Origin of the sequence: Arthrobacter sp. NPDC058127 (assembly GCF_042884555.1) — a bacterium.
Classification (GTDB): Bacteria; Actinomycetota; Actinomycetes; order Actinomycetales; family Micrococcaceae; genus Arthrobacter.
This window is the reverse complement of the sequence record NZ_JBHVTT010000004.1, coordinates 45,472-69,741: the sequence shown is the minus strand read 5'-3', so window position 1 is coordinate 69,741 and position 24,270 is coordinate 45,472. Positions and strand designations below refer to the sequence as shown.

Below are 24,270 nucleotides of genomic sequence, written 5' to 3'. Positions count from 1 at the left end.
GGCCGCCTTCCCCCGATATCTAGGACAACTGTGACGAGAACCAAAACCCTGGCCACAAGCCTGTTCAGCCTGACTGCGGCCGCCTTACTTGCGCTAGGCTCCGGCGGCGGAGCCACTGCGGCTCCGTCGATGGGCAACGGCACCGATGCGTCGACCGTCAGCAGCAATTCGGCGTCGGACGGCAACACCGCTGACTATTGGACTCCTGAGCGGATGAAGAACGCCGTCTCTGGCGACGTTCTGGCGAGCAAGGCACTTAGCCGGGCACGGGCTGCGGTTGGCCTTTCGGACGTACCAATTTCTCCCGAGCAGGTTTTTCCCGAACTTGGCCACACCCTGGCCATCGAAGGCCAGCAGGCCAGCAGCACCCCGGCGCCGTCCCCCGCCCTGGACCGTAAAGCCAATGCCGGCGAGTCTCCCGTTTCGCACATCGGGAAGGTGTTCTTCACCCTCGGCGGGGTGAACTATGTCTGCTCCGGCAACTCCGTCACCTCGGCCAACCAGAGCACGGTGTCCACCGCCGGCCACTGCCTCAACGAAGGCCCTGGGGCATTCGCGAGCAACTTCACGTTCGTTCCTGCCTACCTGAACGGGGCCGCGCCCTACGGCAAGTGGACGGCCAAGGCGCTCTACACCACCAGCCAGTGGTCCTCGAGCGGAGCCATGCAGTACGACACCGGATTCGCCGTCATGAACACCCTCAATGGCCAGAAGCTTTCAGACGTGGTGGGTGCCTCCGGAGTCCAGTTCAATGCGGCCCGCGGACTGGCATACAAGTCGTTCGGCTATCCTGCGGCACCCCCGTTTAACGGCGAGTCGCTCAAGAGTTGTTCCGGCACGGCCGCCAACGATCCCTACAACCCCCAGTACAACACCCAAGGGATCCCCTGCAACATGACGGGTGGCTCCTCCGGTGGTCCGTGGTTCATTGGAACCAGCGCCAGCGGATACCAGAACTCGGTGAACAGCTACGGCTACGGCAGCAACTCCACCAAGATGTACGGCCCGTACTGGGGCACGGTCATCCAGGGCACCTACCAGACCGCGTCCACGGCCCCGTAACCTGCCCGGCACGTGAAAGCCCAGCGCGGAAGCAAGGGACATGCCCCCTGCTAGCTCCCAGGGCCGGACATATTGCCAATATGCCCAGTCCTGACCACAAAAAATGGACATGTCCCCTGGGAAGGGAGGACATGTCCATTTTTTGGTGGAGCGCCCGGACTTGGTGGAGCGCCCGGAGCCAGTGGAAGCTCGGACTTAGTGGAAGAAGTGCCGTGCTCCCGTGAAGTACATCGTGATGCCGGCGGCGTTAGCCGCGGCAATGACTTCCTCGTCGCGCACTGAACCGCCAGGCTGGACGACAGCGCGTACACCGGCGTCGATCAGGATCTGCAGGCCATCGGCGAACGGGAAGAACGCGTCGGAAGCGGCCACGGCACCGCGGGCACGCTCGGGCGCACCGCTGGAATCGGTGTTTGAGGCACCGCCGGCGCCATCGACGTCGGACTCCACCTGAACGCCCAAGGTGTTGGCGCGCTCAACGGCCAGTTTGCAGGAGTCCAGGCGGTTGACCTGGCCCATGCCGATGCCCACTGCCGCCCCGTTGTTGGCGAGGAGGATCGCGTTGGACTTGGCGGCGCGGCAAGCGGTCCACGCGAACGCGAGATCGGCCAGCGTGGCGTCGTCGGCGGCTTCGCCGGCGGCGAGGGTCCAGTTGGCGGGGTTGTCGCCGTCGGCGTCCACCTTGTCGGCTTGCTGGACGAGGACGCCGCCCGAGACCTGGCGGATCTCCGTCGGGTAGCGGCCATAACCGTCGGGCAGTGCCAGGAGGCGGATGTTCTTCTTCTTGGACAGGATTTCAACGGCTTCCGGCTCGAAGCCCGGGGCGATGACAACCTCTGTGAAGATCCCTGCCACGGTCTTGGCCATACCGGCTGTGACAATGCTGTTGGCCGCGATGACGCCGCCGAAAGCGGACACCGGATCGCAAGCGTGGGCCTTGGCGTGGGCGTCGGCAATGGGGTCGGCGGCATCGGCCGAACCAACGGCCACGCCACAGGGGTTGGCGTGCTTGATGATGGCGACGGCGGGCTCGGAGAAGTCGAACGCGGCACGGAGGGCGGCGTCGGCGTCGACGAAGTTGTTGTAGCTCATGGCCTTGCCGTGCAGCTGGTCAGCCTGGGCGATGCCGGCGGGGGCTGCCTTGTCCACGTAAAGGGCGGCCTGCTGGTGCGGGTTTTCGCCGTAGCGCAGGACCTCGGAGCGCTCAAGGGCGAGGCCGGCGTAAGCGGGCCAGTCGATGACGCCGTCGCCGTCTTCGTCGAGGAACTGGCTGGCGGTCCAGGTGGCAACGGCGGTGTCGTAGGTTGCGGTGTGGGCGAAAGCCTTGGCGGCCAAGCGGCGGCGGGTCTTCAGGTCGAAGCCACCCGCGGCGGCGGCTTCCACCACAGCGCCGTAGAAGTTCGGGTCAACAACGATCGCGACGGCGGCATGGTTCTTGGCGGCCGAACGCACCATGGCGGGGCCTCCGATGTCGATCTGCTCGACGACGTCGTCCTGGGCCGCGCCGGAGCGGACAGTCTCTACGAACGGGTAGAGGTTGACCACTACGAGGTCGAAGGGCTCGATCTCCATCTTGGCCAGCGTTTCCATGTGGGCAGGAACGCGGCGGTCGGCGAGGATGCCGCCGTGCACACGCGGGTGCAGGGTCTTGACCCGGCCATCGAGCATCTCCGGGGAACCGGTGACTTCTTCGACTTCCTTGACCGGAATACCGGCTGCGGCGATCTTCTTCGCGGTGGAACCGGTGGAGACGATCGCGACTCCTGCTGCATGCAGGCCCTTTGCGAGCTCCTCCAGCCCCGTCTTGTCGTAAACCGAGATCAGTGCACGGCGGATGGGAACACGGTCAAGCTGCGTCAAGCTCACAAAAGTCTCCGTCTTATATCGCGGGATTCCGCGGTTGCTGGGGATACGGACGAGTTTATCGTGTTGTGGGTCGTCTTCGTTTTTCGAGACGTAGCGACGCCCGCAACATATGGTTGGGCCATGGATTCCGCGGATGTGATTTTGGTAGCCGACGTCGGGAAGAGCCGATGCAGGGTGGAACTCAGGCAAGGCGATGAGGTGTTGGGCTCGGCGGACCAACAAGGCTTCCCCGGCCTGGGCATGGACAACGGCGCCCGGCTCGCCTTCGAGCTGCTCGCGGATACCGCGGCCATGCTGCCGCGCGGGCTACCGGCAGCATTCCCGGAAGGTTCGTTGCGGGGAATCGGCGCCGCCGTCGCCGGGGTCGAGGCCTCGGCGGCGAACTCACACGAACTCGCCGTCCTGCTTTCCGAACGCTTCAAGGTCCCGGCCGCGGTCCTCTCGGATGCCACCGCGGCCCAGCTCGGCGCCCTGGACGGCGCACCCGGAACGGTGCTGATTGTTGGCACGGGGGCTGTTGCCTTCCGCTTCGACGACGCCGGGACCCTCCACCGCGCCGACGGTTGGGGACCGCTGTTGGGCGATCGCGGGAGCGGACGCTGGATCGGCCAGCAGGGTCTTCAGGCCGCGTTGCAAGCGCACGACGGCGGAGCGGCCACGTCGTTGCTCGGCGCCGCTGCGGCGCTGCTCGGCTCGCCCGCGCAGCTTCCGGCGTGGCTCGCCGAATCCGACAACCCGGCCCGGGAGATGGCGCGTTTCGCCCCCGTGCTCCTCGGAGAGGCGGAGGCGGGAGACGCCGTCGCACGCCGCATAGTGGACGAAGCGTGCAGGCTCCTCGTGGACACCGTGGCCCTTGCTTCCGGCGAGACGAAGCAGGTGGCTCTCCTTGGCGGCGTCGTGAAATCGGAGTTCTTCGGCGGGCTCTTGCACAACGCCCTCGCTTCGGCTGGGATTGAGGTGGTTGCGGCACTCGGCGATGGCATGGACGGGGCCGCCCTCGCAGCGAACCGCCGCGGGCTCCTCCAGGAAAGGTACATTCACCGTGACGGAACAGCCTGACCCATCTTCCCCCGGTACCCCTGATGGGCTCGCGGAACTCCGTTCCGAGCTCGCGGGCCTGCAAACAGAAGCGGCATCGCCCACGCTCAGTGAGTTGGACACCATGGGCACGGCCGAGCTCGTCGCCGCCATGAACGAGCAGAATCGCGGCGTCCCGGCCGCCGTCGCACAAGCCAGCGGGGAGATCGCCGCAGTGGTCGATGCCGTTGCGGAGCGCCTCGCCCGCGGCGGCCGGCTGCTCTACGTCGGAGCTGGAACGGCCGGGCGGCTCGGGGTATTGGACGCGAGCGAATGCCCGCCAACCTTCGGCACTCCCCCGGGACTCGTCGTCGGGATCATCGCGGGCGGCAACCAGGCCATCCAGAAACCGGTGGAGTACGCCGAGGACAACGCCACGGCCGGAGCCCGGGACCTGCACGACATCAGCGTGACCGAGGCGGACGCCGTCGTCGGAATCTCGGCTTCGGGACGCACGCCCTACGTGATCGGCGCCCTCGAAGAGGCCCGCAGCCGGGGCGCCTTCACGGCGTCGCTCGCCTGCAACCACGATTCGCCCATCAGCAAACTGGCGGACGTAGCGATCGACGTCGTGGTCGGTCCCGAATTCGTTGCCGGTTCAACGCGGCTGAAGGCGGGGACCGCACAGAAACTCGTCCTCAACATGATCAGCACGCTCGCCATGGTCAAGCTCGGGAAGACCTACCGAAACCTGATGGTCGATCTGCGCGCCACCAACAACAAACTCCTCGCAAGGTCCCAACGGACCATCCAGCACGCCACCGGCGTGGACGCGGAGACGGCGATTCAAGCGCTGGATTCCGTGGGCGGTTCGGTCAAGGCGGCCATCCTGGTGGTGTTGACTGGCATCGATCCGGGCCAGGCGAAGAGCGCTTTGGATGAGGCTGGCGGCTTCCTGCGAAAGGCGATCCAGAAGCACGGATAGAGTTTCCCCAGGAGGGGAAATGAATACTTACACAACCGTCCCGAGCGGCGAGCAGGTTGTCCAGGAGCTGCCGTGGAGGTGGAAGGTCCAGGGCAGGATTTTCCTGATTGGCGGCCTCGGCTTCATGTTCGACGCGTGGGACGTCACGCTCAACGGCATCCTCATTCCGCTGCTTTCCAAGCATTGGTCTCTCCAGCCCGCCGACGCCGGATGGATCGGCACCGCAAACCTGATCGGCATGGCCTTGGGCGCCTTCGCTTGGGGCACCATCGCGGACACGATCGGGCGTAAGAAGGCATTCACCGCTACCCTCCTGATCTTCTCCGTCTTTACTGTGTTGGGAGCTTTCGCCCCGGACATCGTGTGGTTCTGCATCTTCCGTTTCATGGCCGGTTTCGGACTGGGCGGCTGCATTCCCGTGGACTATGCCCTGGTGGGTGAATTCACTCCGCGGAAGCAACGCGGCAAAGTGCTCACCGCCATGGATGGTTGGTGGCCCGTCGGCGCCGCCCTGTGCGGCTTCATTTCGGCCGGACTTGTTGCGGTCTTCGCGGACTGGCGCCTGACGATGCTCGTGATGGTCTTGCCTGCCCTGCTGGTGTTCTGGGTCAGGCGGAGCGTACCGGAATCCCCGCTCTTCCTCATCCGCAAGGGACGCCGCCAAGAAGCCGCCGAGGTCATCGACAGCCTCGTCTTGGCCACCGGAGCCGAGCCGCGCGCTTACAGCCTGCCCGCCCCGCAAGACGCGCCGCGCCTCTCGGCCGGCAGCGCATGGCAACAGTTGCGCCGCCTTTGGCAGTTCAATTGGAAGATCACGACGGCGGCCTGGGCCCTGTTTTTCAGCATCCTCCTGGTCTACTACTTGAGCTTGACGTGGATGCCGCGGATTCTGATCGGCGCCGGATTCGAGGAGTACAAGGCCTTCGTGACGACAGCCGGGATGGCCGGCGTCGGGCTCCTGGGCGTGGCGGTCGCGGCAGTGCTCGTGGAGCGCGTGGGCCGCAAATGGATCCTGGCCATCACCGGGCCGCTGTCGGCTTTGACCTTGGTGATCGTTTCGTTGGTGGTGGACATTCCCGACGCGGCGGTGTTCTGGCTCCTGGCGTTCGGCTTCGTCATCCAGGTGGCCATCCCGGTGCTCTATGCCTACGTATCGGAGCTCTACCCCACCGAGCTTCGGGGCTCCGGCTTTGGCTGGGCGTCCACTTTCTCACGGGTTGGCGCAGGGATAGGGCCGCTCGTGTTCGCCTCGTATTTCTGGCCCGAGTTTGGCTTGGCCACGTCCTTCGCCTTGGCTGGCGGGCTGATCGTGGTGGCGGTGCTGTGGATGGCGTTGTTCGCGCCGGAGACCAAGCAACTCGAGCTCGACTGAGCCTGCCCCTTTCCGCACCCCCAACTAGTCCCCGCTGCCACCCTCGCCTGCCCAACTAGCTCGCATTAGTTGTCGTTTTGAGCCGTCATAACGACAACAAATGCGAGTCAGTTGGGTTGGGCGCCCTGGACTTAGGCGTGCTTTCCCGCCGCGAGCTCTGCGAGGGTCCGGACCAGAAGCTTGCGCTCCACCACCTTGATGCGTTCGTGCAGGGTGTCTTCGGTGTCGTCCGGGGCGATGTCGACGGCCTCCTGGGCGATGATGGGTCCGGTGTCCACGCCGGCGTCGGCCCAGTGGACCGTGCATCCAGTCACTTTCACGCCATAGGCCATGGCATCGCGGACTCCGTGGGCTCCCGGGAAAGCGGGCAGCAGTGCGGGGTGGGTGTTGAGATACTTGCCGCCAAAGGCATCGATGAATTCCGGGCTGACGATCCGCATGAACCCGGAGGAAACCACTACGTCCGGATCGAAGGAGGCAACGGCCTTGGTAAGCGCGGCGTTCCAATCGGCCCGGTCCGCGTAGTCCTTGAAGTCCACCACGAAGGTGTCCAGTCCGGCTTCGGCGGAGCGTTCCACTCCGTAGGTACCCGGCCGATCTGCTCCCACGGCTGCGATCTCAACATCCAGCTCGCCCGCCTTCACGGCGTCGATTACTGCTTGGAGGTTGGAACCGGTGCCGGAGACGAGGACAACAATGCGCATTGCACTAGCTTATGGCTGGCTCGCGTAGGCTGGAAAACATGAATTCCGGCGTTGGACCCACTCCGCAGCATCAGCCACAGAGCGAGGCTGCCAAATCAGCGCTTGCCGTTACCCAAACACTGTTCAGGACATTCCTGCTGACGGTGCTTGGCGCCCTCTTCGTCTACATCCTGAACATCAGCTACGTCTGGCTCAGCGCGATCCTCACCGTCATCGCGGGGGTGCTCGGAGTGGTGGTCCTCGTGCGGGCCATCAGGTTCAAGCAGCCGCGCATCGTACTGTTTGGCACCATTTCCGGACTGGTTGTCACGGCCATCATGTGCCTGCTGGTGCTCACCGCCGTCGTCTTCTTCCAGCAGATCCGCACCTTGCAGGACTGCGCACGAGGCGCGCTGACGCTCCACGCCCAGAACTCGTGCCAGGTGGATTTCCAGAACTCCATTCCCTCCGGATTGCGCTAGCCGGGCGCAATCCAAGGCGAGGCGGGCACCTTAGCGGTGGTCGCCGTCGTACACGGAATCGTCGAGGTCCGCTTCGCGGAGCTTCTGCCGCCTCTCGAGCCATGGCCCCACCCAGTAACCGATCACGACGCCGATCCCCACCTCCGCGGCGGTCCAGACTGCCGTCCACCGCGGGTCCGGTCCGATCTCGGTGAGGCGTCCGATTCCGGCGGAACCGCGTGCCAGCCACGCGAGGCCTCCGGCCAATGCCCCTGCCACCGCACCGACGAGCGCGCCAAGGAACAGCGTGGAAACAGGGGCCGTGAACCAGCGCGCCTTGATCTTGATGGAGAGCCATTCGTCGAAATGGTTCTCCCCCGCACGCAGGAACCACCAGCCAGCCAGCAGACCGGCGATCACCGGAAGGGCGAGGGCCGCGGCTCCGAATTCGAGCTGGCCGGTGGGAAGCGCGCCGAAGACAGGAATCGCAGGCAGGGGCCCGACGGCGGTGCCCAGCGGCCCGGCGTGTGAGCCGACACCGAGGGAGAACCCTGCGCCGGAGGACCAGGCCAGGGTGAATACCGCCAGATTGGGCAGGTAGCCGAGCTGGGCGACGGTCAGGACGCCACCGCCGAGGGCCCCGGCTTTCAGGCCTTCGTAGACGGCGATGATGTCCGTCCAGTGGATGACGAGGTCGACGGCGAGCAGCGTCGCTGAGAGTGTCATGGCCGCCATGATCGCCACGAATCCCGCCTTGATGGCGGAGCCAAAGTAGGAACCGGCCCAACGGGAATGTTGGCTTGTGCGCGCGAGCCAATCGACGGCGTCGACGCCAATGAGCCTGCTCCACGAGCCGGACTCACGCCGGGCGCCCACCACCATGCCGAGGCCGAACGGGATAAGCGGAAGTAATGCGGCAAACCAGATGTTGATCACTACGTCCTGCGTGCGGCACACGAATCCGGTAGCCGCGCCGAACGCCCCATAAACAAGCAACGCCCCGAAGAAGGCCTGCCACAGCTGGTCCGTGTACGAAGCCCTGGCCAGCCGGCGGCCAGCGCGCCACGCCAGGAGGAACGGGACCAGAGTCAGTCCGAGCGGGATAAGGGACAGCATGCCGGAACCAGGTAGACCCGCGGTTCCCAGGTTGACGGTGGCAAGCTGCAGCGGCACACCGTGGACCAAGAGCCAGGTTTGGCCGGCCAGGCGTGCCAGGAAATCGATGGTGTGGTTCTGGAATCCGTCACTTGCCCAGACGCCGACCAGCGGCAAGACCACCACGAGCGCGGAGATGATGGCGGCCTGCGCCGACTCAAGGGCACCCTGCAGCCACAAAGGCATGGGCAGGCCACGGTTACCGGTCTGATCAGCGCGCAGTTTCATCGTGTCCTATCGTGCCACGGCGTGCCCCGCTCCCCCGGCAGGCGCCCGCACGGCCCGCCAATCCTCCAACCCTCGCTCACCAACAACCCCCTCCCGGCCAACCCTCGCTCACCAACAACCCCCGAAAGCCAAACGCTCCTGCATGTCCGCCGCGCCGCCGTCGTCGTTTATGTGAGCGAGCATCAGCAGGAAACCCGACATACGTGAGCGCGCGTGAGCAGGAAACCCGACATAGGTGAGCGAGCGTCGGGGCCGCACCGGGGCAAGCCGCAGGCCGTGTCGGGGCCGTGTCGGGGCCGCACCGGGGCAGGCCGGGGGCCGCCGGGACGCCCACGCTCCCAGCGCTTTTTGCATAAGTCAGACGTAAAATTGGAGTGTTCGCAATAGGTGGATGGAGGGCATAAATGACTACCGCAACCCCACATGCACACGGTGTTCACTTTGGACGGACGGACATCCAGAACATCGGCATGGGTGTAGGTATTCTGATGGCGCTGGTGGGCCTTCTCGGATTCATTCCGGGCATCACCATGCGGTACGGGGAATTGCAGTTCTTCGGGCCAAATTCGCACGCAATGCTCCTGGGTGTGTTCCAAGTGTCGCTGCTGCTCAACATTGTGCAGCTCCTCATCGGCGGAACCAGCTGGGCGATGTCCCGCTCGGGCGGCCATAGCGCACGCAATATCCTGATGAGCTTCGGTGCCTTGTACATCGTGTTCAGTGTGTACGGACTGAGTGTCGGGGTTGATTCGGCGGCCAACTTCCTGTCGCTGAACACGCTCGACAACTGGACGTTCATGGTCTTGGGCATCCTGATGGTCGCCGCGGGCTGGATGTTTTCACGGCATCTGGCTGACGACGCAAAGTAGCCCTATTCACAAGCCCGGATTGAGTTAGCCCGGGATTATAGGAGCCGCCAATGGGTAGGATCTACAGCCAAATCTGAATAGTCATACAAGCGGTTGGTGCAGTTCCTGCGGTGAAGAAGCCGGGAGCTGTGCCAACCTTCTTTGTGCCCGACGCCGTCAGATCCACTTGGGTGCCGCCGGCACGGGCCCAGCGCCCGCGGTCACGCCGTCGGTCCCCCGCCCGGTGGCCCATTGCACGACGCCGGCAAGAGGCCCGGCCACCACGACGGCGGCGTCCGGATCGCCGAACGTGAGGTTCGTGCCGGTGACCCGGACCAACAACCCGGCGTCGGCGCCGCGCGTGGCCCACGAACCGGTGATATCGCGTAGCAACCGTTCCAGTACCGACGCCGGGATGTCACCAAACGATGCTCCATTGTCGAGATCCACGGCATGCACCCAGACTTCGCGAGTGCGCATCCAAACCGTTTCCGACGCCGGGACTTCCCTGCCCTGGATGGTCCGGACCGTGTGGTGCCAGGCGTCCTCGGGAAGGTCGCGCCATTCCACGCTTAAGTGCACGGCGGAGTGGTCGAAGAGGTTCCGCAACGCAATGGGCGACAGGGTGGCACCGAAGTTGATCTCCTCATCCCGCACCGAGACAGAGGGATACATCGGAGTCTCCACACCGGTCGAGGCCCACTCCACCAAGCGGGCGATGGCCCGGGCGTTGTAGCCGATGTGTGCTACAACGTGGCGGCGGCTCCAGCCGGGAAGCAGCGAATCGCCGTCGAGCTCGGCATCGGAGAGTTCGTTGAGCTTGCGGGCGAAGAACGCGGTTCCCCGCCGGGCCTGCAGGAGCTGTTCCTGCAGGCCCGGATCGGTGGTGAGGTCGTGGCGTGCGACCATCAGGCTTCCTTGACCACGCGGTTGTTTAGCTGGCCCAGCCCCTCGATGGTGGTGACCAGGAGTTGGCCTTCCTGGAGGTACCGCTTGGGGTTCTGGGCGTGGCCCACTCCGCCGGGCGTTCCGGTCGCGATGACGTCGCCCGGGTTCAGCGTGATGAGGGTGGAGATATAGGAGACCAGGAATTCGGGGGTGAACACGAGGTCCCCGGTGGGGGTGCTTTGCTGGATCTCGCCGTCGACGGCGGAAGTCATCAGCGGCCCGGCCCTGAACTCGTCCTTCGTGACCAAGGCGGGCCCGAACGGCGTGGACTTTTCCCAGGTCTTGCCTTGCAGCCACTGGATGGTGCGGAATTGATAGTCGCGCATGCTGATGTCGTTCAGCACCGAGTACCCGGCGATGTGATCGGCCGCGTCGGCTTCGCTGATGCGCCGCCCCTTCTTGCCGATCACGACGGCGAGCTCGGCCTCCCAGTCAACCGTGTCCGATTCCTGCGGCAACGCAAGATCGTCGTTGGGACCAATCAGCGATTCCTGGTACTTCGCGAACAAGGTGGGGTACTCGGGGATTTCCCGGCCCATCTCCTTGATGTGGTTGCGGTAGTTGTGCCCGACGCAGATGATCTTGCCCGGTGAGGGCACGACGGCGGCGAGGTCGGCGCCGTCGTACGCGTGCGTTGCGCCGCTGGCCGCCTCCGCGATGGCCGCCCAGGCGGGTTCCTGCAGGAGGGCGCCGACGTCGGAGAACCCGTCGATCTCGGTCAGGGTGTCGCCGTCTTGGCGTACGGCCACCGTGCCTGCAGCGGTGCGGAGGGTGAGGAGTCTCATTTGTTGCGTCCTTCGATGTACGTGCGGTTGAAATTCAGTCGTTCGAAAATGGGTGCGTCGCTGAAGCGGAAGAGATCGAACTCGCTCTCTGCCGCGATGGACCATTCCTGCCAGGACGGGACCACGAAGAGGTCGCCTTTCTCGAGGACCTTGGACTCTCCGTTCAGCACCACGGTGCCGCGTCCTTCAAAGACCTGCCAGACACTCGAGCCGACTTCACGCACGGCCTTGGTGGAAGCGCCTGCGCGCAGGCGGTGGAATTCGGCGCGGATGGTGGGCATCACGTCCCCGCCGGTGGTCGGGTTGGTGTAGCGCACAGCGGCGTGGCCCTGGGACACCGTGGCCGGGTGGCCCTCATCCTCAAGGAGCAGCTGCTCGCGAAGGGCGGCGTCGGTGTGCTCCCAACGGTAAGCCGCGATGGGCGAGTTCGTGGTGTCATCCAGCCCGGACAGTGGACGGAGACCCGGGTGAGCCCAGAGCCGCTCAGATCGCGAAACGTCCGGAGTGGCCTCATCCGTGACCCGCTCGGTGCCGAACTCGAAGAATCCGGCGTCGGCGTAGTGCACGAAGGGGATATCCAGTCCGTCGATCCACGCCATCGGCTGATCGGTGTCGTTGTGGTGGCCGTGGAAGTTCCAGCCCGGCGTCAGCAGGAAGTCCCCGCGGCGCATCGCCACCGGATCCCCGTTGACAACGGTCCAGACGCCTTCGCCCTCGACGACGAAACGGAAGGCGTTCTGCGAGTGGCGGTGCTCCGGGGCAGTTTCGTGCGCGCCCAGATACTGGATCGCCGCCCACAACGTCGGCGTCGCATACGGCGTGCCGGCCAGGCCAGGGTTGGCCAGCGCGATGGCCCGGCGTTCCCCGCCCCGGCCCACCGGCACAAGGTCACCGGCGCGGGCTGCCAAAGGGTACAGATCGTTCCAGCGCCACACATACGGCACAGCCTTCGGGGAAGGAACCATCGGCATCAGGTCCGCGATCTCGGTCCAGAGCGGAATCAGGTTCCCGGCCTCGAAATCCTGATACAGCTGCTCCAGCTGGGCAGCTTCTTCGGGGGTCGGCTCCGGAACCGCGTGCGCTGTGCCAACGGAATGATCAGTGGCAACTGATTTGTGGGTTGTGCTATCGGCGCTGATGGACACAGGGGCCTCCTCGGGGGTACGGGACAGTTTTGGCGTACTCCAGACCCTAGGGAAGCCCTCGAGTGATCTCCAGCATATTCTGCTAGACAGAATCCGCTGGCCCAACTGACCAGCAGGCGGCCTCAACTAGCTCGCAGTAGTTGTCGTTATGGGGCCTCAAAACGACAACTAATGCGAGTCAGTTGGGTCTGTCACGGCTTGGGTAGGTCAGGGCTGGGACTCGGCCGGATTGGCTGCGATATCGATCTCCAATTGGCGCTGGGTTTCCCGCATGATACCCACGAGTCCAGCATCGAAGAGCCTGCGGAACCTTGCCACCGGAGTCGCGACGCTCAGCGCGCCCACGGCAACGCCCTGACCGTTGTGGAGGGCCACCCCCAAGGCGCTGATCCCTTCCTCGGTGCCCTCGAAGTTCGCGGCGAATCCATTGCTCCGGATTGTCTCGAGCTCGCGGAGGAAAGCCGGATATTCGGAGTCGGGAATGTTGTCGCCGCCGATCTCCGCATTGTGGCTGCGGAACAATTGCTCGATCATGGCGGGTTCCAGTTCGGCCAACAGCGCTTTGCCGCCCGAGGCCTTGTTGGCGGGCAGTACGGTTCCCTGCCTGTCGCCCACCCGCAGCGCGTTGGTCCCCTCCACGGTGGCCAGGAACCTCACCTTGGTACCCGCGCGGACCATGAGGTTGACGGTCTCGTTGATCCGGCCACTCAGGAGTTCCATGTGCGGCTGCGCCACGGTGCGCAGCAAACGGCTCCAACTGAGTCCTGCTGGGCCAACCCCCATGGCCGGCCCGGGCACATAGCGGCGGGTCTCGTCCTGGACCGCGAACCCCCGGTAGACCAGCATGGCCAACAGCCGGTGGGCGGTGGAGGGGGCAACACCCAACTCCGCGGCGGCGTCCTTGAGGCGCAGGCTGCCGCCGTCGCGCAAGAGCTGAAGGAGTTGAAGGGCGTTGTCCACGGCCTCAATGGAATAGGCGGGTTTTTTGCGGGCCGGAAGATTCTGCACGACAGAATTCTATTGGTGCAAACGAGCGGCGGCCACACAGTGGTGGGATGAATCACACACCATCCGCTGCAGCGCCGGAGCAGACCCAAGACGGCGTTCACCACTCCCCCGGGGCCTCTGCCCGGTTCTCCAAGCGTTCCGCCGCCGCTGTCCTGGTCTGCTGGTTGCTGGTGGTTTTCGACGGCTACGACCTCATCGTCTACGGCACCGTCCAGAGCTCCCTCATCACCGACACCGGCTGGGGCCTCACCAAGGCAACAGCCGGAACGGTCGGCTCGATGGCTTTCCTGGGCATGATGATCGGAGCGATCTTCGCCGGCCGGATGTCGGACAGCTGGGGCCGCCGCCGGACCATCATGGCCTGCGCCGCACTGTTTTCGCTCTTCACTATCCTGTGCGCGTTCGCCCCGAACGCAGCAGTCTTCGGGGGCCTGCGCTTGCTGGCGGGCATCGGCTTGGGCGGACTTGTTCCCTCGGCAAACGCCTTGGTCGCGGAGCTGGTCCCCGCCAAATGGCGGTCTACCATCGCCACGCTGATGATGTCAGGAGTGCCGATCGGCGGCTCGATCGCCGCTTTGGCAGGCATTCCGCTGATTCCCGCTTTCGGCTGGCCGGTCATGTTCCTGGTGGCCGCTGTGGCCCTGCTCGTGGTTGTTCCGCTGGGCATGCGCTTCCTCCCGGAAACCCTCCCGGAGACGCTTCCGGGAACACCTCCGGCCGCAAAAGATGCGAAACAAGCAGCGGGCTTCAAGTCCCTGCTCCGTGCACCGTACCTCGGCATGAGTCTCCTGTTCGCGATCTCCACCCTCGTGACGCTCTTCGCCTGGTACGGCCTGGGCACGTGGCTCCCGAACTTGATGCAACTGGCCGGCTACAACCTCGGGTCCGCCCTGACCTTCGCGCTGGCACTCAACCTCGGTGCCGTCGTCGGCTCGGTGGCCACGGCTTGGGCGGGAACCCGATTCGGTCCCATCCCGACGGCGATCGCGGCAGCCGCCGTCGCCGCCGTCGCGCTGGCCGTACTGGTGGCGGGTCCGCCCGTGGGGCTTGTCTATGTCATGTTGGTGCTGGCCGGGGTCGGCACCCACGGAACCCAATGCCTCATCATCGCGGCAGTGGCGAGCCATTACCCGGCGCATTTGCGGGGCACAGCGCTCGGCTGGGCACTCGGCGTCGGCCGCATTGGTGCGGTCGCCGCTCCCCAGGTCGGCGGGCTGCTGCTCGCGGCCGGGCTGGGCGTCAACTCGAACTTCCTGGCATTTGCCGGGGCCGCCGCCGTCGCGGCCATCCTGCTCGGCGCCATCGGCACGAAAATCAAGACCGCGAAGATCAACACCGCCAACATCCAATCCAAAAACACCACCTCTGTAGGAGCAAGCAATGTCTGACCGCAAACCATCCACTGAAGTCCTCGTTGTCGGCGGAGGAATGGCCGGCCTTGCCGGCGCCCTGGCCCTCCGCGCGAACGGCGCCGAGGTGACGTTGGTAGAGCGGGCCCCCGAGTTCGGCGAGGTTGGGGCGGGACTGCAGATGGCACCCAACGCCTCCCGCGTCCTGAAGCGTTGGGGCCTCCTCGAGAAGGCGCTCGAGATCGGGGTCCGGCCCAAGCACTTGGTGTTCCGCGACGCCCTGACCGGCGAGGAACTCACCCGTCAGACCCTCGGAGGCGAGTTCGAAGAGCGCTACGGCGCTCCGTACGTGGTGATCCACCGCAGCGACTTGCACCGGATCCTTTTGGAAGCCTGCCAGGATGCCGGCGTCCGGCTGGTGAACGACGTCGTCGTCGAGAGAGTCGAGACCGTGAACGCCCGCGGCCTGGCGCACACCTCGAGTGGGGACGTTTACGAGGCCGACGTCGTGATCGGCGCCGACGGCCTCAAGTCCACGCTCCGCGCCGCCGTCGCACAGGACGGGCCGGTGTCGTCGTCGTACGTCGCCTATCGCGGAACGGTGCCCATCACGCCTGAAACCCCGGCGACCGACCTTGAGGACGTCGTCGTCTACCTCGGGCCGGACTGCCACCTCGTGCAATACCCGCTGCGCAAAGGCGAACTGCTCAACACGGTGGCTGTTTTCAAGTCGCCCTCGTTCGAGCGCGGCGAGGAACAGTACGGCGGCGTCGACGAACTCGAGGCCGCTTACAAGGACTGCGTTCCGGCCGTACAGCTGGCACTGCGGAACCTTGCGACCGGCATCCGCTGGCCCATGTACGATCGCGATCCCATCGAGAACTGGATCGACGGGCGCCTGGTTTTGATGGGCGACGCCGCGCACCCCATGCTCCAGTACCTGGCCCAGGGAGCCTGCCAGGCGCTTGAAGACGCCGCGGTCCTCCAGGATTCCACCGTGGGTTCCGTGTTCAACGACGACGGCGTGGACACCGGTGCGTGGGACCGCGCCATCGGCGATTTCAACTCAGCCCGCGCAGCGCGCACAGCCCGCGTCCAGCGCACCGCGCGTGTCTGGGGAGAGTCGTGGCACGTGTCCGGCATCGCACGCGTCTTACGGAACCTGCTGTTCAAGAGCCGCAAGGATGGCGACTTCCAGTACAACGACTGGCTGTACGGCCAAGATGGCGACGGCGTCCCGGCGGACGGTACCGCCGAGGTGAAAACCGAGTCGCTGGCGGGAACGCACGCCTAGGAGCATCCGTTGTGTCAATTGTAGGTAAACAAATTGCTGGACTCCTGGAGCAGACCGAAGCAGACTGACTACACGAGCCGCTTGGGTGCTTGCCGTTGAAAGGACAGTCATGTTCGACCTCGTTGCTTATCTCCCGATTCTTGTCACCGTATTGGGGGTAGTTGTCGCCGTTGCCGTCATTCGGCTGCTCATTAAATTGATGTGGAAGGTGGCTGAACCAAACGAGGCATTGATCATTTCCGGCCTGACTCGGGGAAGCTTGGACACCAGGGACGGAATGGATTTCAAAATCGTCACCGGGAAAGGCGCCTTGGTGGTTCCCGGGCTCCAAACCGTGAGGACTTTGTCCCTCACGCTGAATGAAACAGAACTCCAGGTCAACTGCGTGACCTCGCAAGGTATCCAGGTGATCGTGGAGGGTGTGGTTATTTACAAAATCGGTGACGCCGCTCCTTTCATTGCGAATGCCGCGAGGAGGTTTCTCGGCCAGCAGCCCAAAATGCAAAGCCAGGTCTACAACGTTTTTGAGGGGCATTTGCGCTCGATCATTGGCAGCATGACCATGGAAGAAATCATCCGTGAGCGCGACAAACTTGCGTCGTTGGTCCGCAGCGCCAGCGGCATAGAAATGGAAAAGCTTGGCCTAGTGGTTGATTCCCTGCAGATCAAGGATCTCCAAGACCCCACGGGCTATATCCAAAACCTGGCCAAACCGCACATTGCGCAGGTCAAAATGGAAGCCCGCATCGCTGAAGCCACCCGGAACCGCGAGGCCGCGGAACGGGAAGCCGAGGCAGCTGCGCAGATCGCGGATGCCCAGAGCATCTCGGCGATCAAGCAATCAGCGGCACAAGCCAACGCCGAAACCGCCCGGGCCAATGCCGCGCAGGCGGGACCGTTGGCCGATGCCACGGCGCGCCAGCAAGTGGTGGTCCAGGAAACCGAGGTGGCCAAGCTGGAGGCGGACCGCGAGGAGCAGAAGCTCCAGACGTCCATCCGAAAGCCTGCCGATGCAAAGGCGTACGCGCAGCGGACCGAGGCGGAAGCCCAAAAGGCTGCCGACATCAGCGCGTCCGAGGCGCGGGCACGGCGAACGGAACTCGAGGCCCAGGCGAACGCCCGCAAGGTGGAAGTCGAAGCGCAGGCCAACGCCACGGCGGCGGCCGCCATTGCGGGGGCAACGAAGATCACCGGTGAAGCCGAAGCGGCAGCCACCAAGGCGCGGGGTGACGCTGCAGCCTCGGCCATCAAGGCCAAATCCTTGGCGGAAGCGGACGGCATCAAGGCCCGTGCCGAGGCTCTCGGAACCAACCAAGAGGCCGTTATCTCCCAGCAGCTCGCGGAGAACATGCCTGCGATCGTGGCAGCCGCGGCTGAACCCTTTGCCCACGTGGGTAACCTGACGGTTCTGAACGGCGGCGAGGGCCTCAACAGCATGGTGGGTGGGATCCTGTCCCAGGTGGGCAACTACCTGCCGTCGATCACAGCAGCGCTCAAGAACGGCAAGGAACCGCCCAAGCGGCCCACCAAAACCCCTGATGCGTAGGGACACCGATGCACAAAGAGGTTGATCGGAGCCTGACGGGCAAAATCGGCAGGGTCACGGGCCGTATTGGGCCAGGCACCGTGGGGGAAGTGATGCTGCCGTTCCACGGTGGCACAAGCGCCTTCCACGCGCATCCTTTCGACAAAAGCAGTGTTTTCAACGTGGGTGATGAGGTGCTTGTCATCTACTACGAACCGCCCGGAACTGTATTCGTTGATGAGCTGCCGGACGTTCTGAAAGCTGCCAGATAAAACAACTGAGGGCGGCTAGTTAGCCGCCCTCAGCTTTTTGTCGCTGATGGATTGCTCACCCCAGCGGCGGGGCTCCCACGGTGTCATACATCGCATAGTCGTCCGTGGTGACCGATCCGTTGCTGAACAAGCTCAACCCGAAACTGATCGCAGTGGCCCCGGCAGGAAGTGCCGGCGTCGTGAAGCTTGCCTGGGTATAGGTGCTGGCGGCGGCCAGCCACGGTCCGGAGGTCCAATACACCCAGTTGTTTGAGGCGTCACGGTAATACAAGGCGAACTGTGTGACGGCTGTGGAGGTGTACCAAACACGCACCGAGTAGGTGTGTCCTGCGACCGCCGCAGGTGGGCAGGTACTGGCGTCCAGCGTCGGAAGCAGTTTCGCGTCACCGCTGGAGTAACCCGTGATGGTGAGTTTCTCCGCTTTGGTACCGGTGTGTGCGGTAGCCACCGTGCTGAACGTGGCGGTGTTGGTGCCGTATCCACCGGCCTGCCAGCACTGTGGGAACGGGCCCGTACCGGCCGTTTCAAGGCTGGGGTTTTGTACCAGGTTGCCGCCGGCTGGTGGTGGCGGCGGAGGCGGTGGCGGCGTGCCGACGTCGAACATCTCGTAGTCATCCGTGGTCAGGGTGCCGTTGCTGAACAGGTTGAGTCCGAAGCTGATGCCGCTCGCACCGGTAGGCAGTGGAGGCGTTGTCCACGTGGCCTTTTGAAAGGTCGTGGCCGCTGAGAACCAGGGACTTGATGTCCAGTACTTCCACGTGCCAAGGCCTGTCCGGTAATAGAGCTCGAACTGGGTATTTGTGGTCGATTTATACCAGGCACCTATGGAATAGGCGTTCCCGGGTGTGGCTGTGGGTGAGCACCCTCCCAGGTCAAGGGTGGGCAACAGCTTGGCGTCGCCGTCGACATATCCGCTCACCACGAGCTGTTCAGCGACTTTCCCCGTGTGTGCCTGCCTGACGGTGGAGAAGGTCGCCGTGTTGGTGCCGTAACCGGCACCGGCCCAGCATTGGGGAGCTCCGCTGACCAAGGTTTCAAGGCTTGGGTTCTTGATGAGGTTGCCGGTACCTTCTGGCGGGGCCGGCGGTCCCGAGACGACCGGCTTGACGGTTCCGCCGATGACTTGGCGCACTGTCTTGACGCTTGTGGTTGCAGGACGGGACTTGAGCCACGTGGCGAACTGGTTGAACAGAGTTGGCGTGACGTTCAGCGGATCCGTGCTGGTAGCCGAAATGTGGTGGAAGGTGAGCTGGACCCACCCGCCTGCCGGCTCCGCCTGGGTGACGGACTTTTGCAGGTCCGCCAGGGTCCAGGTGTTGTCCACTTCATCCGGGGCCGCGGTGTTGTACGGGTTCGCAGGAGGGATGGTCTCGGCCAGCGGGCAGCCGGCGCAGCTGAACCGCGTCTTGATGTCGCCAAGGCCGCGGGCGCTGTTCAAACCACAGTTCTTCACAATGGTTTCGATCGATGCGTTCTCGGCAGCGAAGGGATACGCGAAGTCGGTGATCGTGAATCCAAGGTTGCTGAGGTTCACCCTGTCGTTGCAAATCTGGCGAGTTGCCTCATCCGCCGTCACGGTGGTCAGATCCGGGTGGGTGACGGTGTGGCCGGCAATCTCATTGCCGTTCGCCACAAGGCCCTGCATGTCGCTTGTCGTCAAGTAATTGGGATTGTTAATGAATCCGGACGGAGTGAAGAAGGTACCCACCAAACCGAGGCTCTGCATGGTCTGCGCGGCGGTGAGTTGATCGGCATTTGCGTCGTCAAAGGTCAGGGTTACCACGGTGGGGTTGGCAGCTTGGGCTGCCGGCGCGGTGATGCCGGCGGTGACGCCAGTAAAGGCGAGTACCACCACGACGGTGGAGAACCAGGTAAACCATTTCCCGGGGATCATCCCTTTGAACGCCCGGTGCCGGTCAACCTGGTCAGTACGGTTGAAGAGTTTCATAGGGTCTGGCTCGATTCTTGGCAACAGCCTGGCCTGACATAGGGGCAGGCGCGGGGCGAAAACACCCTGCGCTGTTCAGCGCGTGAGGGCGCGCCGCCCAGTCAACGCCCTCTTGCCGAAATACCCCGGTGCCCGGGACAAGCCCCAGTCATGGCCACGAGGTTCACTATGGTGTCACCGTAAGTCGGGCGCATGGTGACGAATAAGAGTAAGTTGTACCCGTTTTTCAGCTCCGTAATTACTTAGATCGGCGCATTTTCCGTCGCTCGGGATCTTCCACTCGAGAATAAGCATCGATTTGTTAACCAAACCTTCCCCCTACCGTCACGCCCATTCCCCCGCTTCGCCAACCTCCGCGCACACCGTGGAGGGGTGAGGATCGCTATCGTTGCCGAATCATTCCTGCCGCTCATGAACGGGGTAACCCACTCCATCCTGCGGGTGCTGGAGCATCTGCAAGATCGCGGCGACGAAGTGATGGTGATTGCGCCGTCGACGTCGGACACTGCTGTCTCGGACGTCGTGAACGGTGCTTTTGTCCACCGCCTCCCCTCCGTGCCCCTGGCCGGGTACACAAACGTGCGGGTGGCGTTGGGCGGTGTGAGCCGGGTCAAGAGAATCCTTGCCGACTACGCACCGGACGTCGTCCACCTCGCATCCCCTTTTGTCCTCGGGTGGCGGGCTGTGCAGGCTGCGCACCAGCTCGGCATCCCGACGGTTGCCATCTACCAAACCGAGGTCCCCAGTTACGCGGCCCGGTATGGCGTCCCCTTGCTGGAGAACTGGGCATGGAACCGGGTGGACAACATCCATCTTCGGGCTAACCGGACGCTGGTCCCGTCCACGTTCGCGCTCAACCAGTTGCGCGGCCGCGGGATCTTAAGGGTGGGCATGTGGCGGCGCGGTGTGGATACCGCGCGGTTCTCCCCCGCCAAGCGCTCGACGGCGTGGCGCACCTCCGTGGCACCCCACGGCGAGCGCATCATCGGCTACGTCGGCCGCCTCGCGGTGGAGAAGCAAGTGGAGGACCTCGCCGTGCTTGCGGATCTGCCAGGAACCAGGCTTGTCATTGTGGGCGACGGTCCACAACGCGCTGCCCTCGAAGCAGCATTGCCCAACGCCTTCTTCACCGGGTTCCTCGGCGGCGACGAATTGGCCCAAGTCGTGGCGGGGTTTGACCTCTTCGTTCATCCTGGCGAGTTCGAAACGTTTTGCCAGACGATCCAGGAGGCCATGGCGTCCGGTGTTCCCGTCGTGGCCACCGGCCGGGGCGGGCCCCTCGATCTCGTGGAAAACTCGCGTACCGGCTGGCTTTACGAGCCGGGAGACCTTGCGCAGTTGCGCGGCTACGTGCAGGACCTGGTGGGCGACGACGCCAAGCGCCGTGCGTTCGGAACGGCGGCACTCGCTTCCGTCCAGGGACGGACGTGGCCGGTGCTGAGTGCCCAACTCGTCGAGCACTACGAGGCAGTGATCGCCGGCGAAGCACTCGTGGAGCCGGCCGCGGCACCCAGCCACACGGTTCAGGCAGCCGAACTTCAGGCGGCAGAGCTTCAGGCGGCTGAGCCCGCCACCATTTCCGTGACTTCCAGCAAAGGACTCCCAGCATGAAAATCTCCGTTGTAGGCTGCGGCTATCTTGGCGCGGTGCACGCCGCCACGCTCGCATCGATGGGCCACACCGTGGTGGGCATCGACGTCGACGCCCAGAAGGTGGCCCACCTGAACAAGGGCTTCGCGCCCTTCCACGAACCCGGCCTGGATGAACTTCTCCGGGACGGATTCGCCACGAAGCGGCTCACGTTCTCCACTGATTTCGCGGATGCCGCCGACGCCCAGACGCACTTCCTCTGCGTGGGCACCCCGCAGTCCAAGACGTCGGATACCGCGGACCTCTCCTACGTGATCGCGGCCACGAAGAGCCTCCTCCCGCACCTGGCGAGGGGCGCCGCCGTCGTCGGCAAATCCACCGTGCCCGTGGGAACAGTGGACATGCTCCGCGGCATCCTTGCCCGCAGGCCGGATGTCCTGCTCGGCTGGAACCCCGAGTTCCTGCGCCAAGGCACGGCCGTGAAGGATTCATTGGTGCCGGACCGTTTGGTGTACGGCGTGCCGGGCGGCAAGGATTCTGCCGCCGGCGCCCCGATCACGGCAGCGCTCGACGCCGTCTACGAACCGCTGATTTCCGCAGGGATCCCGCGGCTGGTCTGCAACTTCGCGACGGCCGAGCTCATCAAGTCCGCCTCCAATGCGTACCTCGCCACGAAGCTCAGCTTCATCAACGCGATAGCCGAACTTTGCGACGCCTCAGGGGCCGACGTCACTGAGCTCAGTGAGGCGATGGGCCTGGATCCGCGCATCGGCAACAGGTACCTACACGCCGGCCTGGGTTTCGGCGGCGGCTGCTTGCCGAAGGACATCCGCTCGTTCCGCGCACAGGCAGAAGCACTGTCCGTGCCTTCCCTTGATGAGTGGATGGGCGTGGTCGACTCCATCAACCTGGGCCAGCGAGCCCGCGCCGTGGACGTCGCCCGTGAAATGTGCAAAGGCTTCCTGTCCGGCCGCACCGTCACCGTGCTGGGCGCAGCCTTCAAACCGGACACTGACGACATCCGTGACTCCCCCGCCCTGGACGTCGCACTCCAACTGGCGGCGGCCGGCGCCCACGTTACCGTGACCGATCCCAAGGCCATCAACAATGCGTGGATGCGCTACCCCCAGCTCCGCTTCGAAGCGTCCACAACGCGCGCTCTCGAAGACGCTGAGTTGGTGCTGCTGCTCACCGAATGGGACGAATACCGCGCCCTCTCACCCGCCGCCGTAGGCTCTCTCGTACGACGCCGGATGGTGCTGGACGCGCGGAACGTCCTGGACGCTGGAGCATGGCAGGCGCAAGGCTGGACGGTTCGCGGGCTCGGAACCGGCTCTCAGTCTGAGCCTTCAGAGCCGATTGCTGACGTCAAGCCAGCTGTCCTTCCCGTCGAACCGGTCAACACACGGCCGTTCATTGTCGGTTCGCAGGCCAAGGCACCCTCGACCCGACGTTAGCGTTGCTTGCCCGCGGCCGCCGCACCTAGCTGTATGAGGCCGTGACGGCGGTGACGACGAGGGAGACGTTCTGCCCGCCGAAGCCGAAAGAGTTGCTGAGCACAGCGTGCTGAGGGAGGTTGCGTCGTTGGGTGACGACGTCGAGGTTGATGTCGGGATCCACGTCGGTCGGTGTGAGGTTGCGGGTCGGCGGAACGACGTCGTGCTTCACGCTGAGGACCGCTATGAGAGCCTCGATCGCCCCCGCAGCCCCGAAGAGGTGGCCGAGCGCCGCCTTGGGCGCCGTCACGGTCGCGTGCCCGAAAACCTCCCTGATCGCACGGGACTCGGCAGCATCTCCCACCGGCGTCCCAGTAGCGTGTGCATTGATGTGCCCGATCTGCTCGGGAGAAAGTCCAGCTTGCGCGAGAGCCTTCCGCATTGCCGAGATCTGACCGCTGCCATCGGGAGCGGGGGCGGTGATGTGGTGCGCGTCGGCCGCGATGCCGGCTCCGGCGAGCACTGCGTGGACCCGTGCACCACGCGCAGCGGCGTGTTCGGCACTCTCGAGCACCAAGACCGCGGCACCTTCTGCCAGGACGAATCCGCTGCGGTCCGCGGCGAACGGTCGAGACGCTGAGGCCGGCTCCGCCGTGTGACGCGACAGCGCCTGGGTCTGCTTGAAACCGGCGACCGTGATCGGGGTAATCGCTGCCTCGGTTCCGCCAGCAATGACCACGTCTGCTTCGCCAGCGCGGATGAGCCTGGCCCCTAGCGCGATCGCCTCGGCACCGGATGAGCAGGCCGAGACTGGTGTGTATACCCCGGCGCGCGCACCGTAGGCGATGCTGATCAGCGCGGCGGCGGCGTTGGGCATGAGCATCGGGACGGTTCGTGGCGACACACGGCGGGCACCCGACAGCTCAAGAACGTCGTCTTCCCCCAACAGGGTCTGCACGCCGCCGATTCCGGTGCCGATCGCCGCGGCAAGTCGCTCCGGGTCGACCTCAGGGGCACCGGCGTCAGCCCAAGCCTCGGCGGCCGCGACGAGGGCTGCCTGCTGCGAGCGGTCCAGACGCCTGGCTTGCACCGGGGAAAGGCGCTCGGCCGGGTCGATCGCCATCGTCCCGGCCACGGTGCCGGCCAGTTCGCCGTCCTCATGGCCGGGTAGAACCTTGCCCCTAATGCCGGACTCACCGGCCAGCAGGGCTTCCCACGTCGATCTGACGTCGCCTCCGAGTGGCGTGATCGCGCCGAGTCCGGTCACGACAACCTCATTCCGTCCCATGCCCT

Annotated in this window: 21 protein-coding genes; 12 read left to right on the top strand and 9 right to left on the bottom strand. The window is 64.8% G+C overall.

Annotated features, from left to right (window positions below; genetic code table 11):
• The first annotated feature begins 30 nt into the window (after positions 1–30).
• A complete protein-coding gene (locus ACFVTG_RS08185) occupies positions 31–1,062 on the top strand; it encodes a trypsin-like serine peptidase (RefSeq protein ID WP_390279481.1) in 1,032 nt (343 codons plus the stop codon).
• Positions 1,063–1,257: 195 nt separating this feature from the next.
• Here ACFVTG_RS08185 and purH read toward each other — a convergent pair whose 3' ends face one another.
• Positions 1,258–2,928 (bottom strand): bifunctional phosphoribosylaminoimidazolecarboxamide formyltransferase/IMP cyclohydrolase, encoded by a 1,671-nt coding sequence (gene purH / locus ACFVTG_RS08180; protein WP_390279479.1) that lies wholly within the window; start codon positions 2,926–2,928, stop codon positions 1,258–1,260.
• 120 nt (positions 2,929–3,048) lie between these two features.
• Between purH and ACFVTG_RS08175 the strand changes: the two genes are divergently transcribed.
• Genes ACFVTG_RS08175 through ACFVTG_RS08165 form a run of 3 tightly spaced genes read left to right on the top strand, consistent with a single transcriptional unit; the run spans position 3,049 to position 6,302 of the window.
• Complete coding sequence (locus tag ACFVTG_RS08175; RefSeq protein ID WP_390279477.1) at positions 3,049–3,987, top strand: N-acetylglucosamine kinase; 939 nt, start codon at positions 3,049–3,051, stop codon at positions 3,985–3,987.
• Entirely contained in the window at positions 3,971–4,930 is a 960-nt protein-coding gene (gene murQ / locus ACFVTG_RS08170) for an N-acetylmuramic acid 6-phosphate etherase (protein WP_390279475.1), read from the top strand. Before ACFVTG_RS08175 ends, murQ begins: the two co-directional genes overlap by 17 nt.
• A gap of 19 nt (positions 4,931–4,949) precedes the next feature.
• Positions 4,950–6,302: an MFS transporter gene (locus tag ACFVTG_RS08165; protein WP_390279473.1), complete on the top strand. Its 1,353-nt coding sequence runs from the start codon at positions 4,950–4,952 to the stop codon at positions 6,300–6,302.
• 131 nt (positions 6,303–6,433) lie between these two features.
• Here ACFVTG_RS08165 and purN read toward each other — a convergent pair whose 3' ends face one another.
• Positions 6,434–7,006: a phosphoribosylglycinamide formyltransferase gene (gene purN, locus ACFVTG_RS08160; RefSeq protein WP_390279471.1), complete on the bottom strand. Its 573-nt coding sequence runs from the start codon at positions 7,004–7,006 to the stop codon at positions 6,434–6,436.
• Positions 7,007–7,044: 38 nt separating this feature from the next.
• Between purN and ACFVTG_RS08155 the strand changes: the two genes are divergently transcribed.
• Complete coding sequence (locus ACFVTG_RS08155) at positions 7,045–7,467, top strand: hypothetical protein (RefSeq protein WP_390279469.1); 423 nt, start codon at positions 7,045–7,047, stop codon at positions 7,465–7,467.
• A 30-nt stretch (positions 7,468–7,497) separates the two neighbouring features.
• Here ACFVTG_RS08155 and ACFVTG_RS08150 read toward each other — a convergent pair whose 3' ends face one another.
• The gene (locus tag ACFVTG_RS08150; RefSeq protein WP_390279467.1) at positions 7,498–8,829 is read right to left on the bottom strand and encodes a DUF6350 family protein; all 1,332 of its coding nucleotides are present in this window, start codon (positions 8,827–8,829) and stop codon (positions 7,498–7,500) included.
• Between the two features lie 404 nt (positions 8,830–9,233).
• On the opposite strand from ACFVTG_RS08150, the gene ACFVTG_RS08145 reads away from it, so the two are divergent.
• Positions 9,234–9,698 (top strand): DUF4383 domain-containing protein, encoded by a 465-nt coding sequence (locus ACFVTG_RS08145; protein WP_390279465.1) that lies wholly within the window; start codon positions 9,234–9,236, stop codon positions 9,696–9,698.
• Positions 9,699–9,854: 156 nt separating this feature from the next.
• Here ACFVTG_RS08145 and ACFVTG_RS08140 read toward each other — a convergent pair whose 3' ends face one another.
• The 4 genes from ACFVTG_RS08140 to ACFVTG_RS08125 all read right to left on the bottom strand — a co-directional run bounded on the left by ACFVTG_RS08140 (position 9,855) and on the right by ACFVTG_RS08125 (position 13,563).
• Complete coding sequence (locus ACFVTG_RS08140) at positions 9,855–10,586, bottom strand: maleylpyruvate isomerase family mycothiol-dependent enzyme (protein ID WP_390279463.1); 732 nt, start codon at positions 10,584–10,586, stop codon at positions 9,855–9,857.
• Positions 10,586–11,410 (bottom strand): fumarylacetoacetate hydrolase family protein, encoded by an 825-nt coding sequence (locus tag ACFVTG_RS08135; RefSeq protein WP_390279461.1) that lies wholly within the window; start codon positions 11,408–11,410, stop codon positions 10,586–10,588. Before ACFVTG_RS08135 ends, ACFVTG_RS08140 begins: the two co-directional genes overlap by 1 nt.
• Entirely contained in the window at positions 11,407–12,555 is a 1,149-nt protein-coding gene (locus tag ACFVTG_RS08130; RefSeq protein ID WP_390279459.1) for a cupin domain-containing protein, read from the bottom strand. The genes ACFVTG_RS08135 and ACFVTG_RS08130 overlap by 4 nt, the downstream gene beginning before the upstream one ends.
• Positions 12,556–12,762: 207 nt before the next feature.
• A complete protein-coding gene (locus tag ACFVTG_RS08125; protein WP_390279457.1) occupies positions 12,763–13,563 on the bottom strand; it encodes an IclR family transcriptional regulator in 801 nt (266 codons plus the stop codon).
• Positions 13,564–13,610: 47 nt separating this feature from the next.
• Between ACFVTG_RS08125 and ACFVTG_RS08120 the strand changes: the two genes are divergently transcribed.
• From ACFVTG_RS08120 to ACFVTG_RS08105, 4 genes are all read left to right on the top strand, one after another.
• Positions 13,611–14,951, top strand: a complete 1,341-nt coding sequence (locus ACFVTG_RS08120; RefSeq protein ID WP_390279455.1) for an MFS transporter — start codon at positions 13,611–13,613, stop codon at positions 14,949–14,951.
• Positions 14,944–16,206: an FAD-dependent oxidoreductase gene (locus ACFVTG_RS08115; protein ID WP_390279453.1), complete on the top strand. Its 1,263-nt coding sequence runs from the start codon at positions 14,944–14,946 to the stop codon at positions 16,204–16,206. Before ACFVTG_RS08120 ends, ACFVTG_RS08115 begins: the two co-directional genes overlap by 8 nt.
• A gap of 109 nt (positions 16,207–16,315) precedes the next feature.
• Positions 16,316–17,752, top strand: a complete 1,437-nt coding sequence (locus ACFVTG_RS08110; protein WP_390279451.1) for a flotillin family protein — start codon at positions 16,316–16,318, stop codon at positions 17,750–17,752.
• 8 nt (positions 17,753–17,760) lie between these two features.
• On the top strand, positions 17,761–18,003 hold the full coding sequence (locus tag ACFVTG_RS08105) for a hypothetical protein (RefSeq protein ID WP_284991741.1): 243 nt from the start codon (positions 17,761–17,763) through the stop codon (positions 18,001–18,003).
• A 55-nt stretch (positions 18,004–18,058) separates the two neighbouring features.
• Here the strand turns inward: ACFVTG_RS08105 and ACFVTG_RS08100 are convergent, their stop codons facing one another.
• Positions 18,059–19,951 carry a polysaccharide deacetylase family protein gene (locus ACFVTG_RS08100; RefSeq protein ID WP_284751854.1) on the bottom strand — a complete coding sequence of 631 codons (1,893 nt, stop codon included), beginning with the start codon at positions 19,949–19,951 and terminating at the stop codon, positions 18,059–18,061.
• 372 nt (positions 19,952–20,323) lie between these two features.
• Here ACFVTG_RS08100 and ACFVTG_RS08095 point away from each other — a divergent pair, with 372 nt between their 5' ends.
• On the top strand, positions 20,324–21,562 hold the full coding sequence (locus tag ACFVTG_RS08095; RefSeq protein WP_284751853.1) for a glycosyltransferase family 1 protein: 1,239 nt from the start codon (positions 20,324–20,326) through the stop codon (positions 21,560–21,562).
• Positions 21,559–22,998 (top strand): UDP-glucose dehydrogenase family protein, encoded by a 1,440-nt coding sequence (locus ACFVTG_RS08090; RefSeq protein ID WP_390279448.1) that lies wholly within the window; start codon positions 21,559–21,561, stop codon positions 22,996–22,998. The genes ACFVTG_RS08095 and ACFVTG_RS08090 overlap by 4 nt, the downstream gene beginning before the upstream one ends.
• Before the next feature lie 25 nt (positions 22,999–23,023).
• Here the strand turns inward: ACFVTG_RS08090 and ACFVTG_RS08085 are convergent, their stop codons facing one another.
• Entirely contained in the window at positions 23,024–24,265 is a 1,242-nt protein-coding gene (locus ACFVTG_RS08085) for a beta-ketoacyl-[acyl-carrier-protein] synthase family protein (protein ID WP_390279446.1), read from the bottom strand.
• Positions 24,266–24,270 lie beyond the last annotated feature (5 nt).

Bases quoted from the DNA above. Each gene is read 5' to 3' on its own strand.
- ACFVTG_RS08175 (WP_390279477.1), top strand. From the start codon at position 3,049: ATGGATTCCGCGGATGTGATTTTGGTAGCCGACGTCGGGAAGAGCCGA.
- ACFVTG_RS08165 (WP_390279473.1), top strand. From the start codon at position 4,950: ATGAATACTTACACAACCGTCCCGAGCGGCGAGCAGGTTGTCCAGGAG.
- purN (WP_390279471.1), bottom strand. From the start codon at position 7,006: ATGCGCATTGTTGTCCTCGTCTCCGGCACCGGTTCCAACCTCCAAGCA.
- ACFVTG_RS08155 (WP_390279469.1), top strand. From the start codon at position 7,045: ATGAATTCCGGCGTTGGACCCACTCCGCAGCATCAGCCACAGAGCGAG.
- ACFVTG_RS08150 (WP_390279467.1), bottom strand. From the start codon at position 8,829: ATGAAACTGCGCGCTGATCAGACCGGTAACCGTGGCCTGCCCATGCCT.
- ACFVTG_RS08145 (WP_390279465.1), top strand. From the start codon at position 9,234: ATGACTACCGCAACCCCACATGCACACGGTGTTCACTTTGGACGGACG.
- ACFVTG_RS08140 (WP_390279463.1), bottom strand. From the start codon at position 10,586: ATGGTCGCACGCCACGACCTCACCACCGATCCGGGCCTGCAGGAACAG.
- ACFVTG_RS08135 (WP_390279461.1), bottom strand. From the start codon at position 11,410: ATGAGACTCCTCACCCTCCGCACCGCTGCAGGCACGGTGGCCGTACGC.
- ACFVTG_RS08120 (WP_390279455.1), top strand. From the start codon at position 13,611: ATGAATCACACACCATCCGCTGCAGCGCCGGAGCAGACCCAAGACGGC.
- ACFVTG_RS08115 (WP_390279453.1), top strand. From the start codon at position 14,944: ATGTCTGACCGCAAACCATCCACTGAAGTCCTCGTTGTCGGCGGAGGA.
- ACFVTG_RS08110 (WP_390279451.1), top strand. From the start codon at position 16,316: ATGTTCGACCTCGTTGCTTATCTCCCGATTCTTGTCACCGTATTGGGG.
- ACFVTG_RS08105 (WP_284991741.1), top strand. From the start codon at position 17,761: ATGCACAAAGAGGTTGATCGGAGCCTGACGGGCAAAATCGGCAGGGTC.
- ACFVTG_RS08100 (WP_284751854.1), bottom strand. From the start codon at position 19,951: ATGAAACTCTTCAACCGTACTGACCAGGTTGACCGGCACCGGGCGTTC.
- ACFVTG_RS08090 (WP_390279448.1), top strand. From the start codon at position 21,559: ATGAAAATCTCCGTTGTAGGCTGCGGCTATCTTGGCGCGGTGCACGCC.
- ACFVTG_RS08085 (WP_390279446.1), bottom strand. From the start codon at position 24,265: ATGGGACGGAATGAGGTTGTCGTGACCGGACTCGGCGCGATCACGCCA.